At 36.0% G+C, this 17,704-nt stretch carries 18 protein-coding genes; 7 read left to right on the forward strand and 11 right to left on the reverse strand.

From position 1 onward, the window contains the following. Positions 1-17: 17 nt before the first annotated feature. The 11 genes from AEQSU_RS06415 to AEQSU_RS06465 all read right to left on the reverse strand — a co-directional run bounded on the left by AEQSU_RS06415 (position 18) and on the right by AEQSU_RS06465 (position 10,673). Positions 18-1,844 carry a Xaa-Pro dipeptidyl-peptidase gene (locus AEQSU_RS06415; RefSeq protein WP_014782048.1) on the reverse strand — a complete coding sequence of 609 codons (1,827 nt, stop codon included), beginning with the start codon at positions 1,842-1,844 and terminating at the stop codon, positions 18-20. A 15-nt stretch (positions 1,845-1,859) separates the two neighbouring features. Next, positions 1,860-2,642, reverse strand: coding sequence for an enoyl-CoA hydratase/isomerase family protein (locus AEQSU_RS06420; RefSeq protein WP_014782049.1), 783 nt, complete (start codon positions 2,640-2,642; stop codon positions 1,860-1,862). Between the two features lie 97 nt (positions 2,643-2,739). After that, the gene (locus tag AEQSU_RS06425) at positions 2,740-4,197 is read right to left on the reverse strand and encodes a sensor histidine kinase (RefSeq protein WP_014782050.1); all 1,458 of its coding nucleotides are present in this window, start codon (positions 4,195-4,197) and stop codon (positions 2,740-2,742) included. A gap of 54 nt (positions 4,198-4,251) precedes the next feature. Further along, the gene (locus AEQSU_RS06430) at positions 4,252-4,806 is read right to left on the reverse strand and encodes a CopD family protein (RefSeq protein ID WP_014782051.1); all 555 of its coding nucleotides are present in this window, start codon (positions 4,804-4,806) and stop codon (positions 4,252-4,254) included. A gap of 64 nt (positions 4,807-4,870) precedes the next feature. Further along, the gene (locus AEQSU_RS06435) at positions 4,871-5,953 is read right to left on the reverse strand and encodes a T9SS type A sorting domain-containing protein (protein ID WP_014782052.1); all 1,083 of its coding nucleotides are present in this window, start codon (positions 5,951-5,953) and stop codon (positions 4,871-4,873) included. A 40-nt stretch (positions 5,954-5,993) separates the two neighbouring features. Then, positions 5,994-7,334, reverse strand: coding sequence for an MATE family efflux transporter (locus tag AEQSU_RS06440; RefSeq protein ID WP_014782053.1), 1,341 nt, complete (start codon positions 7,332-7,334; stop codon positions 5,994-5,996). Positions 7,335-7,427: 93 nt separating this feature from the next. Beyond that, positions 7,428-8,468 (reverse strand): ferrochelatase, encoded by a 1,041-nt coding sequence (gene hemH, locus AEQSU_RS06445; RefSeq protein WP_014782054.1) that lies wholly within the window; start codon positions 8,466-8,468, stop codon positions 7,428-7,430. A gap of 15 nt (positions 8,469-8,483) precedes the next feature. Further along, the gene (locus AEQSU_RS06450; RefSeq protein WP_014782055.1) at positions 8,484-8,840 is read right to left on the reverse strand and encodes a HepT-like ribonuclease domain-containing protein; all 357 of its coding nucleotides are present in this window, start codon (positions 8,838-8,840) and stop codon (positions 8,484-8,486) included. After that, a complete protein-coding gene (locus tag AEQSU_RS06455; RefSeq protein ID WP_014782056.1) occupies positions 8,833-9,132 on the reverse strand; it encodes a nucleotidyltransferase family protein in 300 nt (99 codons plus the stop codon). Before AEQSU_RS06455 ends, AEQSU_RS06450 begins: the two co-directional genes overlap by 8 nt. Positions 9,133-9,255: 123 nt before the next feature. Continuing rightward, complete coding sequence (locus AEQSU_RS06460; protein ID WP_014782057.1) at positions 9,256-9,735, reverse strand: hypothetical protein; 480 nt, start codon at positions 9,733-9,735, stop codon at positions 9,256-9,258. A gap of 47 nt (positions 9,736-9,782) precedes the next feature. Further along, positions 9,783-10,673, reverse strand: coding sequence for an AraC family transcriptional regulator (locus tag AEQSU_RS06465; RefSeq protein WP_014782058.1), 891 nt, complete (start codon positions 10,671-10,673; stop codon positions 9,783-9,785). Between the two features lie 190 nt (positions 10,674-10,863). On the opposite strand from AEQSU_RS06465, the gene hemA reads away from it, so the two are divergent. From hemA to AEQSU_RS06500, 7 genes are read left to right on the forward strand one after another with little or no spacing between them, the layout of a single operon-like run. Then, entirely contained in the window at positions 10,864-12,126 is a 1,263-nt protein-coding gene (gene hemA / locus AEQSU_RS06470; protein ID WP_014782059.1) for a glutamyl-tRNA reductase, read from the forward strand. 2 nt (positions 12,127-12,128) lie between these two features. Beyond that, a complete protein-coding gene (gene hemC, locus AEQSU_RS06475; RefSeq protein WP_014782060.1) occupies positions 12,129-13,040 on the forward strand; it encodes a hydroxymethylbilane synthase in 912 nt (303 codons plus the stop codon). Then, positions 13,037-14,788, forward strand: a complete 1,752-nt coding sequence (locus tag AEQSU_RS06480) for a TrkH family potassium uptake protein (protein WP_014782061.1) — start codon at positions 13,037-13,039, stop codon at positions 14,786-14,788. The genes hemC and AEQSU_RS06480 overlap by 4 nt, the downstream gene beginning before the upstream one ends. A gap of 28 nt (positions 14,789-14,816) precedes the next feature. Continuing rightward, complete coding sequence (locus AEQSU_RS06485) at positions 14,817-15,521, forward strand: potassium channel family protein (protein WP_014782062.1); 705 nt, start codon at positions 14,817-14,819, stop codon at positions 15,519-15,521. Continuing rightward, on the forward strand, positions 15,499-16,167 hold the full coding sequence (locus AEQSU_RS06490) for a uroporphyrinogen-III synthase (RefSeq protein WP_014782063.1): 669 nt from the start codon (positions 15,499-15,501) through the stop codon (positions 16,165-16,167). Before AEQSU_RS06485 ends, AEQSU_RS06490 begins: the two co-directional genes overlap by 23 nt. Next, positions 16,160-17,188: a uroporphyrinogen decarboxylase gene (gene hemE, locus AEQSU_RS06495; protein WP_014782064.1), complete on the forward strand. Its 1,029-nt coding sequence runs from the start codon at positions 16,160-16,162 to the stop codon at positions 17,186-17,188. The genes AEQSU_RS06490 and hemE overlap by 8 nt, the downstream gene beginning before the upstream one ends. Continuing rightward, positions 17,189-17,674 (forward strand): DUF6973 domain-containing protein, encoded by a 486-nt coding sequence (locus AEQSU_RS06500; RefSeq protein WP_014782065.1) that lies wholly within the window; start codon positions 17,189-17,191, stop codon positions 17,672-17,674. Positions 17,675-17,704 lie beyond the last annotated feature (30 nt).

A 17,704-nucleotide genomic window follows, 5' to 3' on the forward strand; every position in this document is an offset into this window, starting at 1 on the left:
AGCGTTGTTTTTATTGCTTAATGCATTTGAACCGCTTTTTTAAAAGCCTTCTTCCCACCCACAACTGGAATCTCAAGAGTTGTTTCATCAAGATCAACAGTGAGAATAGTTCCAGGTTCTGGCAAAAGCGTGAATTGGCTGTCGCTTGAAAATATCACTAACCCAATCTGCTGTCCCGCAGGAATTATTTGATCGTCTGGCTGTAAATCAAAAGAAATATCATAAAATTTACCCGGTATTAACGGTTCACTTTCTGTAATGGATTTGTAATTTTGCGTGTCTGCCCAACCACGACTTATAATATTGTCAGTAATTTTTGCGTCTTTGTCAGTGTTCCAAGGTAAGGAAACCATCCAAACAGAAAGATTTGCCGCAAGTTTGCTGCTTGCCAATTTAATGTTCAATTTTGAAAGGCCCGAAAGATGTAAATCTTCCTTTAAAATTGGTGTCATAAAAAGCAATCTGTTTTTTGAACTTTCAAGTTGCGAAAGTGCTTCACCTGAAAAATTATAATCATCAACTAAAGTCTGAGTTCCTTGTTTTTTAGTTTTTTCAGCAGTTAACATTCCTTCATTTTTTGAAGTTGCTTTTAAATGAAGCATAACATTTTTGGCATCTGGATTTGGATAATCTGCGTAGGGTGTAGGATTGCCATTGTCATCATTTTCACGAACTATCCAAGCTTTTGGACCTTTTTCAATATCATTTTCTATTCCGAAGAGGTAATGTGTAAACCATTTATTCATCATAGAAAAAGGAGGTGGACCACCGTGTCCTTTTTGATGGTAATAGATTTTTACGGGAAGCCCCATTTCTTCGGCAGCCTTGTAAATTCTGTAACTGTGCTCTGGCATTACGTTCCAATCGTTAAACCCGTGAGACATAAATAATGCAGCTTTCATTGGTTTCATGTCATTAAGATAATCGCGACCAGCCCAAAATTCATTGTAATCGCCTGTTTTGCGGTCTATGCCGTTTTTAATTTCAGTATCGCGATACACTTTATTATTGTGAGCACGTTTAGACTCATCACCACTGTGTATAAAATCGTAGAGTACATCAACATCTTCACCTAAATAACCACCGGGCGAACGCACCAAACCGTTGCTTCTATAATAATGATAATAGGAAGTATTTGGCGCAATAGGAATAATTGCCTCTAGCCCTTCAACGCCTGTAGTTGCAGCAGCTAACGGAATTGTTCCGTTATAAGAAGTTCCTGTCATCCCCACTTTTCCAGTGGTCCAATATGCCTTTACTTCTTCGGTTCCATAAGGAGTTGTGTATCCTTTTGCGCGACCGTTTAACCAATCGATAACTGCTTTTGGCGCCAAGGATTCATTATCACCGCCAACGGTTGGAGAACCTTGTGAAAGCCCCGTCCCTGGTGATGAAGAATGTAAAACGATATATCCTCGCGGAACCCAAGTTTTAATTTGTGAGTTGGAAATTATAGGACGTTCACCTCTTCTTGTTACGGAAGGATGGACGATTTCTTTTTCGAGAGCACCAATTTCGTGGTGCACCTCGTGAAAAGCACCTTCAACTTCGGGTGCAACTCCTGCGAAATACGGACTAGACTCATAAACCACAGGAAGTTTTAAACCGTCAGTTTCTGTTTGTTTGGGTCTTGTAACGTCAACGTGCATACGGTCTGGTTTGCCATCGCCGTCGGTGTCAAAAGTTGTTTCTACCCATAAATCTGTTCGTATCCAATCTTTTGCATCTTCAAAAGCTGGAACTATTTGTGCTTCGCCGTCTTTAAACCAAGGTTCGGCTTTTTCTTGGGCGCTTACTGAAAATGTATAAGCTAGAACGATAAGAGGTAAAACGTATTTTTTCATATTATTTTGAGTTAGTTATTTTCCAGGAAAATCTGCTTTTCTCTTTTGAAGAAATGCCTGTGTTCCCTCTTTAAAATCTTCGGTTCCAAAACAGTTTCCAAATTCTTCAATCTCAACTTCAAAACCGTCTATGCTATCTTCATAATTAGCATTGATTGCACTTATTGCTGAAGCGATTGCAACGGAAGAATTCCGCATAATTTTTCCCGCAATTTTTTCTGTGAATTCCAGTAATTCTTCGGGAGTAGTAACGTGGTTTACTAAACCATATTGAAGTGCTTGGTTAGCATCAATCATTCCGGCGGTCATGATCATTTCCATTGCGCGACCTTTGCCTACTAATTGTGGTAAACGTTGTGTGCCGCCATAGCCAGGTATTACGCCAAGAGAAACTTCAGGAAGTCCCATTTTTGCATTATCTGAAGCTATGCGGAAATGTGCTGCCATTGCCAATTCCAGTCCACCACCAAGCGCAAAACCATTTACCGCTGCAATTACTGGTTTTGATAAATTTGCAACAAAATCGAATAATAATTCTTGACCTTTAGCGGCTAGTTTTTCTCCTTCTTCAATTGAAAAATCTGCAAACTCGCTAATATCTGCGCCAGCAACGAATGCTTTTTCTCCGCTTCCCGTTATGATAATTATTTTTGTTTTTGATGATTCTTCTGCAGCTTCAAAGGCGTCGTGTAACTCTTGAATTGTTTCACGATTTAATGCGTTTAATTTTGAAGGACGGTTGATGGTAATAGTTGTAATTCCGTTATCAGTTTCGGAAAGTATATTTTGAAATTTCATGTTTGATTATTTTTAAAGGGTTTTAGCCACGAATTCACGAATAATGAATTAAAAAATTCGTGAATTCGTGGCCACTTTCACAAAGCTACTAAAAACCTTAAAGCATTGCAGGAAACGAAACTTTAAAAGTGGTTTTTTCTTCGGAAGATTCTAAAGTTATTGTTCCACCGTAGGTTTCAACTATGTTTTTTACCATTCCTAAACCGAGACCCATTCCGCTGGTTTTGGTGGTGAATTGTGGTTCAAAAATGTGGGTTCTGTTTTCTTCTGGAACGCCGATACCATTGTCGGTAACTTGAGTAATTACAAAGGTTTCTTCGGTTTTAACTGTAACTTCTATTCGTGGTTCCGCTGGATTTTTTTGCTCGATGGACTGAATACTGTTTTTAACCAAATTGGTGATTACACGAATAAGTTGGGTTCTATCAAAACGTGCCCGAACCTCATCTTCATCTGAAAAGAAATAGATATAATCTTCAGTAAAAATATCCAGCGCCAGCTTGCTTATTTTTACAACATTCAGCGTTTCATCTTGTTGTGCAGGCATTTTTGCGTAGGTTGAAAAAGCCGATGAAATAGAACTCAAAGTATCAATTTGTTGCAGTAATGTATTGGTATATTCTGCCATTTTTTGGTCAACATCAGGATCATTGCAGTCAAACTTTCGTTGAAAACTTTGAACTGTAAGCCGCATAGGCGTTAATGGATTTTTGATTTCGTGAGCAACCTGTTTTGCCATTTCGCGCCATGCAGTTTCACGCTCACTGGCGGCGAGTTGGGCGGCGCTGTTTTCAAGCTCATCAATCATTCCGTTATAGGCGTTTACGATGGTAGAAATTTCGGTTGGAGTGTCGCTGAGGTGAATTTTCTTGTTTCGAGTGTCGAAGCGGGTTTCGGTAAGTTTTTCACTTATTTCTTTAAGTGAACGTGTAATATACTTTGAAAGAAAATAGGCTAACGCAATGGCGGCAAGAAGCATAATGAGATAGGCGATGCCAAGAATGTAAAGATAATCTGTGAGCTCTTTATTTATAAAACCGTCGTCTTCAATATACGGTAAATTCAAGATTGCCAATGGTTTAAAATAACTGTCAGTAATATAAGTATAGGAGGATTGGTACTTTTGGCCACCTTCTTCAAACTCCTTTATATAATTTTTAATGGGCGAATTTTGCAGTTCTTCCAATACAACTTCAGGAATTTTTGGCGAAACGGTATCTTTAAAAAATGAAGGTCTTGAAGATTTTAATAGATTTCCATCCAAATCATACAGAAAAATTTCGAGGCCGTGAATGTCCTTGATTTCGTAAATTTTATCCTTGAAAATTAATGGAATTTGATTGGTTTCTTCAGGATAAGTTGTGTTGTCCAATATATATTTTATATTAGCTCTAATCGCCGCTTCCTTGCGCAACAAACGGTCTCGATGATAATCTTTTGCCTCTTCATTGTATTGATAAACCGTTACAATTGCTATAAGAACGGAAGCTCCAATAACCAAAAAGATCATAGAAAGGAAAATACGGGTACGGAGCGATTTTTTGTAAAAGTACATTTACATTTTTTTGAAGAGGAAAGATAACAATAATTACACCGTTTAGTTCTGAATTCAGAATCCAGAATTTTTGCTTTCTCGTATTCTTTTATAAATTTTGTAGCCCATCATCAATAAAATGGCAAAAATTATAATTCCTACAGTTCCATAAATCCAGTTAACGCCGTCTTTTAGAATAACTAAAAAAACTACAGAAAATAGAATGATTGTAGGCACTTCGTTAAAAAGACGCATATAGTTTGATGAATATTTTACCACCCCTTTTTGAAGTTGTTTAAAGATTTGGTGACACTTAAATTGATACAGTATTAAAAGCACTACGAAAGCTAATTTTACTTGCATCCAAGCATCGGCAATGAAAAACATTCGCATTGAAATTAACCAAATTCCAAAGAAAAGGGCTAAAATCATACTTGGCCACGTTATAATATTCCACAAACGGGAAGCCATTATTTTTAGTTGTTCACCCAAAATTTCCTTGTCTGGCGAAGGTTTTTGTGAAGCTTCAATTTGATACACAAAAAGCCGAACAATATAAAAAAGTCCAGCAAACCAAGTGATTATAAATATTAAGTGAAGTGATTTTATGTAAGGATAATATTGTTCCATTAATAGCTCAGTTTCGTAAAAACTTAGCCGTAAAGATACCTAATTAATCAGTTAATGATAAGTATCAATTTTTAATGAATTTCTTCGTAATATTTCCTTCGGAAGTTTCAATAGTTATAAAATACATCCCTGTTTTTAAGGATGAAACGTCTATTTCGTTTGAATTAAAATTTTCTTTAGAAAGAATTTGTCTTCCGTTGATATCAATTATAGAAATCGAGTCAAAATCATTATTGGCAGAATGAATAATCAATTTATTTTGAGCGGGGTTTGGAAAAATCTTTAAATCTATCAAGCTGTTTTCAGGCGTAGCGAGTGGCTTTGCATTACTAAAACGAGAGATGAAGCCTGGAAAACTTTCATACTCAAAATAATCGATATTATTAGCTCCTTCATAGACTATGGAATTTAAAGCAATTCCAATTTGAAGTTCGTTCATAGCATAGTTCACGGATCCAGGCGGGCAATTGCTTTCATCTTGCTGGTAGTTTCGCGATTGTAAAAGAAAATCAGAATAATCTCCATTTCCCAAAATAAAATCACCGCTAATTGTTGCACAACCTTCAACTCCAGTATATGTAAAATCTGGATTTATTGTAATTTGAGGCGGATTTGAACCATCAAAAAAAATAGGATCGCCCAAATCTACTTCCTGCATAAATAAATACCAAGTTTGAAACAAAAGCGGGTTTGGCTCAGGAGCGGGTTCTGTGCTGTAATACGCCCGTTTATTATTTGAGTCGCTTATTCTAAAATATTTATACCCGTTGTTTTCGTAATAATTATATGTAAACGTTTTAGAATCGAGATTTGTAGTAGTTAGGATACTATAAAAATAAAGATCTTCGTAATAGCAATTGGGCTCTACACAATCGTTTAGTGTGATCCCATAATTATTAAGCGTGAAGGAATTACCGCTAAAACTTGCCGCAGCATTAAGCACATTAGAAATACCGTTGGCTTCAGCAACATAATTTCCAGTAACTTCGTAGAATGTTAAGTTTGGACTTTCACCATTAGGCGTGTAATAGCTGTTACCAATGGATAAAGATTTTAAACGGAAAGTTTCGTTCAATATTCCGGCAGGCTGCGCGAATGAAGCCAATATTGAAAAACAGATGGTGAAAAGAAGTAAAAGTTTTTTCATAACTGAAAGATTAGCAATTAAATGTACTAAAAATTCAGCTTTAATCTTTAATTGTTTTCCGAATTTCCCGATTCAGAAAATAACCAGTAACAATGGTAGAAAGTATATCTGCTGCTGGAAAGGAAATCCAAACACCCAACTCGCCAAAGTAATGTGGAAGTATAAAAATTAAAGGAATAAAGAAAAATCCTTGACGTGTTAGTGTGAGAAGCAAAGCGGGAACTGCCTTTCCAATTGCCTGAAAATATGCCGAACCAATAAGTTGGATAGCAATTACGGGCGTTGCAGCAAAAACCCAACGCATATAGTGCGGTGTTTCTGAAAGAATATCAGGATCACTTGTAAATACCGAAACTATGGCTTCTGGGAAAATCATTATCACAGCGAAAATTAAAAGTCCCAAACCACCAGCATATAAAATGGCTTTGTTGATGCTTTCCCGAACTCGCGGAAATTTATGCGCACCATAATTGTAACCTGCAATTGGTAAAAATCCTTGCGTTACGCCCAAAACAGGGAAAAGGGCAAACATCAACATACGCCCAATAATTCCATAAGCCGCCACGGCAGAAACTCCGCCAAGATTAAAGAGAATATTGTTCATTAAAAGATACGTAACACTCACAACGGCTTGCCGTGAAAGTGTTACAAAACCGAGAGCAGACATTTCTTTCAAAATAGGCAAATCCAGCCCAAAATGCGGCCAACTGATTTTGAGTTCAGATTTATTGCTTAAGAAAAAATAAAGCACATAACCAAAACACAAACCATAAGAAATGGTCGTTGCCCAAGCTGCGCCAGCCATCCCCATATCCAAAAGATTGATGAGAATATAATCCAAAATAAGGTTTCCAACGGAAGGAATAATCATTGCAATCATCGCGAATTTAGGTTTTCCTTCAGCGCGGATTACGTTGTTACCCATCATACAAAGTGCTAAAAGAGGCACGCCATAAAGTACAATGCGATAGTAGATTTTTGCAGGTTCAAAAATTTCACCTTTACCACCAAAAGCGGGGATCAACTCATTTATATAAACCAAACCTAAAACTACCATTGCAGTACTGAGCAACAAAGTTAAAGTGATTTGATTTCCAAAGGTTTTAAGCGCTCGTTCTTTATTATTTGCTCCCAATGAACGTGAAATTATTGAAGAACCTCCAATCCCAATTGCCATTCCAAGTGCCGCAATAAAAAACGAAACCGGTAACACAACGTTTATTGCTGCAATGGCGATGGAGCCAATCCAGTTTCCAACAAAAATAGTGTCTACAAGAATATTCAGAGACATTACCAAAATCCCGATGGAGGCTGGAACGGCTTGTTTAATCAGTAAACTCCCAATAGGCTCAGTACCTAGAGCGGCAGATTTATTGTTCATTAAAATTATTCTCTATTATTTATTTAAAATCTTCTGAATTACTAAAACAATTAATCATTTAAAATAGAAATAATAATAGTCAATTAGTAATAATTAAGCGATAGCGGTTTTTACATCAACAATTCGCCATCGATCTATCCAACCTGTCACTACTTCGGCCCAATCATCGCGGTCGTTTAAGCAAGGAATAACGGTGAATTCCTTTCCGCCAGCTTCGTGGAAGATCTCTTGGCCCTCCATTGCTATTTCTTCCAAAGTTTCTAAGCAATCACTCACAAAGGCTGGGGTAACGATTGCAATTTTCTTGATGCCTTCTAGCCCCATTCGTTCTACAGTTCTATCTGTTGGCGGTTTTAACCAAGGGTCAAAACCTAAACGCGACTGAAAACTGGTAGAATACGTTCCAGGTTGTAGGTTTAATTTTTTCGCAACTAAATCTGTGGTTTTTAGACATTGATGGCGATAACAAAATTCATGTGCTGGAGAATCCGTAATGCAGCAACTCCCGTCAATTTTGCAGTGACTTTTGGTTATATCGCTTTTACGAATATGCCTTTCGGGCACACCGTGATAACTGAACAAAAGATGTTCGTAATCTAGGTTTTCAATTTTTTCTGAAATACTTTTTGAAAGCACTTCGATATATTCTGGTTTGTTATAAAATGCCGGAAGAGACGTAATTTGAAGTTGTGGAAAAAATTCGTTTTTAAGTTCTTCAACCTTTACATCAATAGTTTCCGTAGTTGCCATCGCAAATTGCGGATAAAGCGGAATAGTAAGAATTTCATCCACACCTTGATCCACTAATTCCTGCAAACCTTTTTTCAAAGTCATACTTCCGTAGCGCATTGCCAAAGCAACAGGAACGGTTGTTTTTTCTTGAATTTTTTTCTGAAGTCTTTCTGAAAGAACGATTAATGGCGAGCCTTCATCCCACCAGATTTTTTGATAGGCTTCACCAGATTTTTTTGGGCGTGTATTTAAAATTATGCCACGCACCAAAAAGGAACGAAACCAAAAAGGAACATCAATTACGCGAGGATCCATCAGGAATTCATCGAGATATTTTTTTACGTCTTTGGGATTTGTACTGTCTGGCGAACCGAGATTTACTAGGAGGACTCCTTTTTTCATTAAAAATTAGATTTTTTATTTTTGTAAGTTTTCATTTAATAATGCTTCCACCTCGGTCTTTAATTTAGGCAAATGTGTAATCAAAATTGACCAAATATTTTCGTCAGAAACGGAGTCATAAGAATGAATTATATAATTTCTCAAATCCACTATAGGACGGGCATCAGATATTTTTTTTGTAAAAGTAGGATCTTGATTCAAAATTCGATTTACCGCCTCCCCAATAATTTCAAGATTTCTTTCAACGGCTTTTTTACGCATTTCATTTTTTACATAGAGCGAAAAATCTTTTGGTTCATCTTCAAAATAAGATTCGATACTTTTTATAGTTTCATAAATATCCAACAACCATTTTTCGATGCGTTTATCCATAGATTAACTGTTTGCTATTTTCTATGGATTCAATCAAAACTGGGTTTTTTAGAGTTTGTTCCTCAACAAGATCAATTTCTCTATTAAGTAATTTTCCTAATTCTTCTTTAAAGGACATATAATTTTCAAAATATCCAGCAAGATCAAATTTTTTGAAACGAACTAAAAAATCTACATCACTATCCTTGTGATAATTTCCGCGTATAGCAGAACCAAACAAATACATAGTTGCGACCTTATGTTTTTCACAAAGGTTTTTTATGGCATCGGTATGTTTTTCAATATTTTCCATAATTCAAAGATAATCAAAAGACGAAAGTTTTATTAATTGCAAAGGTAACGAGTAACGAGTGAAAGACCTCAAAGGTTTTTGAAACCTTTAAGGTCTGGGTCGTAAAATTCTACTTTTTGTTGTTTATGTTAAAGTAACCTGCTTTTTCTTGGACGGATTGTATGGTTTTTTCAATAGCTCTTCAGCGTGATCCACTGCTAAACACGCTACATTTCCAAAAGAACCGTCTTTTTTTTGTAACAAATAAGCATTAACAAAATTGTAATATGCCTTTTTTGCTTTTGAATGATTTTTTGCTTTTACTAAAATCTGGAATGCCCACTTTCTATATTCTTTTGCTATTAAATCATCAACATAAGTTTTCAATACGACATCTGTAACTGTAATTTCCGGATCAATTTTACTTCGGAATTCTAGTTGGCGTTTTCGAGAATTATAGAGACTTCCCAAATTTCTTAATTCACCTCTTTTATAAGCATCATAATCTTCCTGCGAACGAGAAGGGCGCGCCATTAAAGAGTTTCCTTTTTCATCTAGCGGGTATAACCATAAACCTCTTTTAAGACGTTTTTTAGTTTTTCTTGGAAGCCGGAATTTTTTCATTTCTGCGTATTTAAATAGATATTGAAAATACTGAAAAAATATAATATCTACACATTCAACCCCATCAAAAACTTCTTAGGCGTAGTGCCAAATCTCTTTTTAAAAGCCGCAATAAAATGGCTTGATGTACTATAACCTACTTTCAAACCCACTTCGTTTACATTGTGTGAACCCGATGCCAAAAGTTGGCGCGCAACTTCCATTTTGTAATCAAAAAGAAAGCTGAAAACCGAGTCGCCATAAATTTGTTTAAAACCTTCCTTCAATCGGTTTATTGGCAAGTTAATTTCATCGGCAAGTTGCTGTAATGTAGGCGGTTCTGCCATTCTTGAAATTATTATTTGCTTTGCCTTTTTTATTTTTGAAACATTGTCTTCATCAGCTAAAAAAGGACATTGTTCCACATCTGCATCTGCCGGACGGTTAAAATATAGACTCAATAGTTCATACGCTTTCGCCTTAAAATAGAGTGGTTTTATCGTTGGATGAAGATTATAATTCATCAATTGATTTAGAACAATTGCCATTGACGGCGAAATATTTCCGTCTTTATAATATTTCCGGTCCTTGTTTTCTTCATCTAAAAACGTGATATAGTTTGCTTCGGTAGAAAAAAGACCGTGAAACTTATTAATAGGCAACAATACCGAAATCATCCAAGAATGCTTCTCAAGATCCAAATTAATGGGCAAATCCCGCTGTGGATTATAAAGTAATAACGAATGATCTTCCTGAATAGGCAACTTATAATTACCATCATTAAAAACAAAGAGAGCAGACCCTTTTATGCAAAAATGAAACTGAATAAAATTAGCGCTAACTTCTCGCTTAAAAGTTTGATTTTCATCGGTTTCGTTGTTGAATTTCAATATAAAAAAACCTGCTTCAATAGCAGTTTCTTCATAAAAGCTTTGAGCGACATTTTTTTGAAAATCCATAGTACAATTGAATTGATTCTATTTAGAATAGTTCTAAATTAATTGTTTAAAATTGAATGAGAATCCGCTAATTTAGGGCAATAAATATGACAAATATCATATTTTGACCAATTTTAACAGCCAACGACACAAAAGATACCGCTTGCGTTGTTTTTTAAAAAACAATGCCTGTACATTTGCTATTGTTTTTATGAAAAATAATTTGAAGACATATTCTGGGCAATCACTCGAAGGTAATTTCTACGCCATCGGACTCAATTACAAAAAAGCGGATGCCGCAATACGTGGTAATTTTAGCATTAGTGATATTGCCAAACAGAAAATTCTTACGGATGCCAAAGAAAACGGCATTCCGTCGCTTACCGTTATTTCTACGTGCAACCGCACCGAGCTTTACGGTTTTGCCCAACATCCTTTTCAGCTTATAAAATTACTTTGCGAACACACCAATGGCACCGTTGAAGAGTTTGAAAAAGTAGCCTATATTTATAAAAACAACGATGCCGTTTCACATCTTTTTACCGTGGGAACTGGCTTGGATAGTCAAATTCTAGGTGACTTTGAAATTATAAGTCAACTGCGGAAAGCCTTTCGTGATTCAAAGAAGCAGGATATTATCAATCCATTTATGGAGCGACTTGCTAATGCTGTGATTCAGGCAAGCAAGCGTATTAAGAATGAAACAAAAATTTCTTCTGGCGCAACTTCTGTAAGTTTTGCAGCTGTTCGCTACATAATGTCTCAAGTTCAGGATATTTCAGAAAAAAATATTTTGCTTTTCGGAACAGGTAAAATTGGCCGAAATACTTGCGAAAATTTAATAAAACACACAAAAAACGATCACATAACTCTTATAAACCGGACAAAGGAAACAGCTGAAAAAGTTGCTGGAAAATTCAATTTGGTGGTTAAGGATTATGCAGACATTCAAAGTGAAATTGCTCAAACTGATGTTTTGATCGTGGCTACAGGCGCACAGCAACCTACAATTTCAAAAGAACTTTTATATTTAAAACGTCCGCTTTTAATTTTAGATCTTTCCATACCTAAAAATGTATCTGAAGATGTTTTGGAAAATGAATTGGTAACTTTGGTTCACTTAGACGATCTTTCCGCAATAACAGATGAAACCCTTCAGCATCGCGCATCACAACTTCCAAAAGCGAAGAAAATAATTGCTGAAGTAGAAAAAGAATTCAACAAATGGGCCGACGAACGAAAATTCGCTCCGACTATTAGAGCTTTAAAAATTAAACTCGCCGAAATTAAAGACGGCGAAATTGACAATCAACGTAAAAAAATAGACGGTTTCAATGAAGAACAGGCCGCAATAATTAGTGATCGTCTTATTCAAAAAATAACTACCCATTTCGCCAACCATCTTAAAGGCGAAGAAGGTTCTGCCGAAAGTATAGAACTCATAAGAAGAGTCTTCCAACTTGAAACTGCTTAATCTTGAAAAAAACAATCCGAATTGGCACTCGCGACAGTGAACTTGCACTCTGGCAAGCAAATACTGTAAAATCAAAACTTGAAACATTAGGTTATGATACGGAACTAGTTCCAGTAAAATCGCAAGGAGATTTAATCTTAGACAAACCACTTTACGAAATGGGCATTACAGGTATTTTCACAAAAACCTTAGATCTTGCAATGATTACTGGCGCGGTAGATATTGCCGTGCACAGTATGAAAGATGTGCCTACTCAATTACCAAAAGGAATTATACAAACAGCTGTTTTAGAGCGTGCATCTTCCGAAGATATTCTAGTTGTAAAAGATGAAATTGATTTTGAAAAACCTTGCACAATAGCTACTGGAAGTCTACGTCGACAAGCACAATGGCTTCATAGATATCCAAACCATAAAGTTGTGGATTTGCGTGGAAACGTAAATACACGTCTTCAAAAACTAGAAAATAATAATTGGCAGGGCGCAATCTTTGCCAAAGCTGGTTTGCAAAGAATCAATCTTTTACCGGAAAATTATATAGATTTAGACTGGATGATTCCTGCACCAGCACAAGGTGCCATGGTTATTGTAGCTTTGGAAAACGATGTGTTTTGTAGAGAAGCTACTTTAAAATTAAATCATTCACCTTCCGAAATTTGTACACACATTGAACGCGAATTTTTAAGAACGCTGGAAGGTGGCTGCACCGCGCCAATTGGAGCTTTCGCAGAAATAATTGAAGATGAAGTATTATTTAAAGGATGTCTTTTTTCATTAGATGGAAAATCAAAACTTGAAATAGAGAAAAAAATTTTAACATCAGAATACAAAAATTTTGGGAAGGATTGTGCTACATTTATTCTTAATAATGGCGGGTCTGAACTAATGCATACCATAAAAAATGAATTGAAATGAGCCGTTGGAAAAAAACAAGCTTGACGAATATAGTCGTTTGGTTTCTGGATCTTGGCTTGCTTTCTTTTTTAATTTTCGACTTCGGTTTCGAAAATTTTAAGGACTTTAGACAGTATAAACTTATTGTCCTCCCACTTTTATTATTAGCTTTAATAGCCTTTAATTTTTACAAATTTTACAAATATCGAAAAGATGTAGATGTAAACAGAAGTAGCAGAATAAGTTTGTTTATATTACTGATTCTCATAGTTCTAGAAGTCATAATGATTCTGGCAAACTACGAAACTTCCGTGGTTGAAACATTTTTTAATGCGCGCTATGTTATAGAATATGGACTGCTGTTTTATTTCTTTATTCGGCTTACGTTTTTACTTAGAAAAGTTTATAGTCTATACTTTAATCCTGCCATATTATTTGTAGGCAGTTTTGCAATAATTGCACTTGCGGGTACATTTTTACTCTTGTTGCCAAGTGCCACCACACACGAAATTTCTTTTACTGATGCGCTTTTCACTGCAACTAGCGCTACAGCGGTAACAGGTTTGATTGTGCTTGATACCGCTAAAGATTTTACGCCTTTTGGGCAAACTGTTATCATGATTCTATTTCAAATTGGCGGATTGGGAATGTTAACGTTCACTTCGTTTTTTGCCTATTTCTTCAAAAGTGGCGCTTCATTTAAAGAAAGCCTTTATATGAGAGATATTTTGGGACACGACAAACTGAACAGTGTAATGAAAACCGTAATGCAAATTGTAGCGTTTTCATTGATTTTGGAAGGAATTGGAGCGCTTTTCATATATCATTCCTTGGCGCATATAGATTCTTTTAAAGACAGAGGATTTTTTGCGGTTTTTCACGCTATTTCTGCCTATTGCAATGCTGGTTTCTCATTGGCATCAGAGGGGCTTTTTGATAGCGGTTTGCGCTTTAATTATTATATGCAGTGGGTTGTAATGGGGCTTATTGTTTTTGGAGGTTTGGGTTATCATATTGCCTATAATGTTATTCAATATCTAAGAAAATTTGTTACGAATATCTTTCAAAAAAAGGAGCGCGTTTTTATTTCCAGAGTTATTAATCTAAACACTAAAATAGTTCTTTACACTACAGCAATTCTAATTGCTGCGGGAGCGGTTTTCTTTCTTTTTTCTGAACAAAACACCAATCTTGTACCACATACAACCGCATTTGGAAAATTTACCACAGCTATGTTTTCTTCCATTACTTCAAGAACGGCGGGTTTCAATACTGTGGATATGACGAACTTTACTATTCCTGGTCTTCTTTTTATGATTTTTTTAATGTGGGTTGGGGCTTCACCAGCATCAACTGGTGGCGGAATTAAAACCACAACCTTTGCTTTAGCAACGCTCAACGTTTTTGCAATTGCTCGCGATAAAAAATATATTGAAATAGGAACAAGAAGAATTGCTATTGAAGCCGTTCACCGCGCTTTTGCAATTATTTCAATCTCCTTGGCAAGCATTGGGATGGGGATCCTGTTATTGCTTATTTTCAATCCGGAATTTTCGTTAATACAAATTGCTTTTGAAGTATTTTCAGCATTTTCAACCGTGGGAATCTCAATGGGAATAACCTCCCAACTCTCGGAATATAGTAAATACGTAGTAATATTGTTAATGTTCTTTGGAAGAATTGGGTTGTTAAACCTAATGATCGGACTTTTAAAAAGCGTTGGAAAAACCGATTATACCTATCCCGAAGAAAATATTTTAATAAACTAAATATTCTAAATTTTTAAATGAATAGCGAATGAAGATAGTAGTTATAGGTCTTGGAAATTTTGGAATGTCGCTCGCCATTCATCTTTCGAATACAGGAAATGAAGTGATTGTTGCAGATCAAAACATGGAAAAGGTAAATCTGGTAAAAGACAAGGTTGCCCACGCCGTAGCAATGGATGCCACTAATGAAAACGCTTATCAAGCCTTGCCTTTAAACAATGCAGATATCGCTATCATCGCAATTGGAGAACGAAATGGCGCCTCTATTATGAGTACAGCTATACTTAAAAAACTGACTAAAGCAAAAATAATAGCGCGTTCAGCATCGGCTTTGGAAGATACTATTTTACAAGCCATGGGCGTGGATCAAATTATCCATCCCGAGCAGGAATATGCAGAGCGTTTCACAAAGAAAATTAATTTAAAAGGAAGCATAGACAATTTTGAACTTGATGACGATTATTTAGTTTCTGAAGTTTCTGTAGGAAAGGAATTGGTTGGCAAAACCATTCAGGATTCAGATTTTCGAAAAAATTTCAACCTTAATATTATTACAATTATCCGTAAAAAACAACACTCCAATTTGGTTGGAAGAATGGTTGAAAAACGTGAAGTAGTAGGATTGCCAAAACCAGAGATGGTTTTTCAAAATGGAGATGTTTTGGCAGTTTTCGGAAAAGACGCGGACATCAAAAAATATTTAAAAAACCATGCCGACGGTTCTAGCAACTAAAATATTAAAGGAAAATCAGAGATCTTTACTGCTTCATGCGGATGTTTCGTTGGTGGAATACAATGCTATAAATATTGAATTCCTTCCTTTTGAAAATCTTTCAAATATTGCAAAAGCTATTTTCACGAGTCAAAATGGAGTTAAATCATTTTTAGCAAATGTCCGTTCGAGCGCAGTCGAGAACTGCTTTTGCGTTGGCGAAAGGACAAAATCATTATTGGAAGAAAATGGTTTAAAAGTGATTAAAATGACCGAATATGCAACGGAATTGGCAGATTATTTAATCAAAAATCACAACAAGGACTCCTTTCATTTTTTCTGCGGAAACATTCGAAGTGATGAAATTCCTTCGAAACTAAAGGAAAATAATATTGCGTTTAAAGAGATTACAGTTTATAAAACAACTTTAAACCTAAAGAAGTTTGAAAGAAATTTCGATGCCATTTTGTTTTTCAGTCCAAGTGGCGTACGAAGTTATTTTGAAGCTAATAATAAATCTGAAAGGCCTGAGACTTTATCAGTTTGTATAGGAACCACAACCGCTTCTGAAGCAAAAAATTATACAGAAAATGTGGTAATTGCAAATGCCACAACCGTGGAAAGCGTAATTGCTAAAGCGGTAAAAACATTAAAAAATTATGATTAAAAACGATTTATTTTTAAAAGCTCTTCGCGGTGAAACCGTGGAGCGACCTCCAGTTTGGATGATGCGACAAGCTGGAAGATATTTACCAGAATTTCAAGAAATAAAAGCGAAATACGACTTTTTTACTCGCTGCCAAACCCCAGAACTTGCAAGTGAAATCACCGTGCAACCAATCCGAAGATACGGAATGGACGCCGCAATTTTGTTTAGTGATATTTTGGTAATTCCGCAGGCAATGAACATTCACGTGGAAATGAAACCAGGAATTGGTCCGTGGGTTCCAGACCCTATTCGTTCTAAAAAAGATTTGGAACGCGTGATTGTACCAGACATTACCGAAACTCTTGGTTACGTTATGGATGCCATAAAAATGACCAAAGAAAAGCTGAACAACGAAATTCCATTGATTGGTTTTGCCGGTAGTCCGTGGACTATTTTGTGTTATTGTGTACAAGGTCAAGGTTCCAAAAACTTCGATTTGGCAAAGGAATTCTGTTTTACGCAACCACTCGCCGCTCACGAATTGCTTCAGAAAATAACTGATACCACGATTCTATATTTAAAGGAAAAAGTAAAAGCTGGCGTAAACGCTGTGCAGGTTTTTGACAGTTGGGGCGGGATGCTTTCACCAACCGATTATCAAGAATTCAGTTGGCAATATATGCAGCAAATTATTGATGCCTTAAAAGATGAAACTCATGTAATTGCTTTTGGAAAAGGGTGTTGGTTTGCCTTAGATACTATGGCCAAAAGCGGTGCTTCTGCCTTAGGAATTGATTGGACTTGTTCGCCTAGAAACGCTCGTTATTTAACTGGCGGTAAAATTACTTTACAAGGAAATTTTGATCCAACGAGACTTTTCAGTCCGCCATCAGAAATTAAAAAGATGGTAAAGCAAATGATTGATGAGTTCGGAAAAGATAGATATATCGTGAACTTAGGCCACGGAATTTTACCGAATATTCCGCTGGAAAATGCTGGGGCTTTCATTGAAGCAGTAAAAGAATATAAACAAGATTAAATGCTTTGGAGGATTTTAAAAAATCTGGATTACAAGCAACTTTTTGGGTTGCTTGGTCTTTTTATTAGAAATCCGATGTATATAGTTCCGACAATTTTTGCAACCAAGGATTGTATGGCAATTGCCGAAAAGGAGTACGGAAGCAAACATCATTTAAACAATCCAGCGAATGCTTTTAGGCACGCACTTTGGGTAATTTTGATAATCCAAAAATGTTTAAAGTGGAAAAACAACGAAGAAAAAGCAAAAGCCTGGGCTAAAAATTTCACAACCTGGCACGAAGATTTTTCGCCAAACGAACCTTTAGAACACGCAATGGATCTTCATAATAATCACGTTGGACTTTCTTTTTATGAAGAAATAAAAGATAAAAATGAAGAAGAAATTGTATCTTTTTTGAAGCAAAAAGCTTCGGAAGCGGTGCAGATTGAAACTGTGGAAGAGGTTCAAAATTTTAAAAATGATTTAGTTTATTTAAATGAGTAAGAAACCTAACAGTTGTCATTGCGAGGAACG

The sequence above is a fragment of the Aequorivita sublithincola DSM 14238 genome, from assembly GCF_000265385.1.
Classification (GTDB): domain Bacteria; phylum Bacteroidota; class Bacteroidia; order Flavobacteriales; family Flavobacteriaceae; genus Aequorivita; species Aequorivita sublithincola.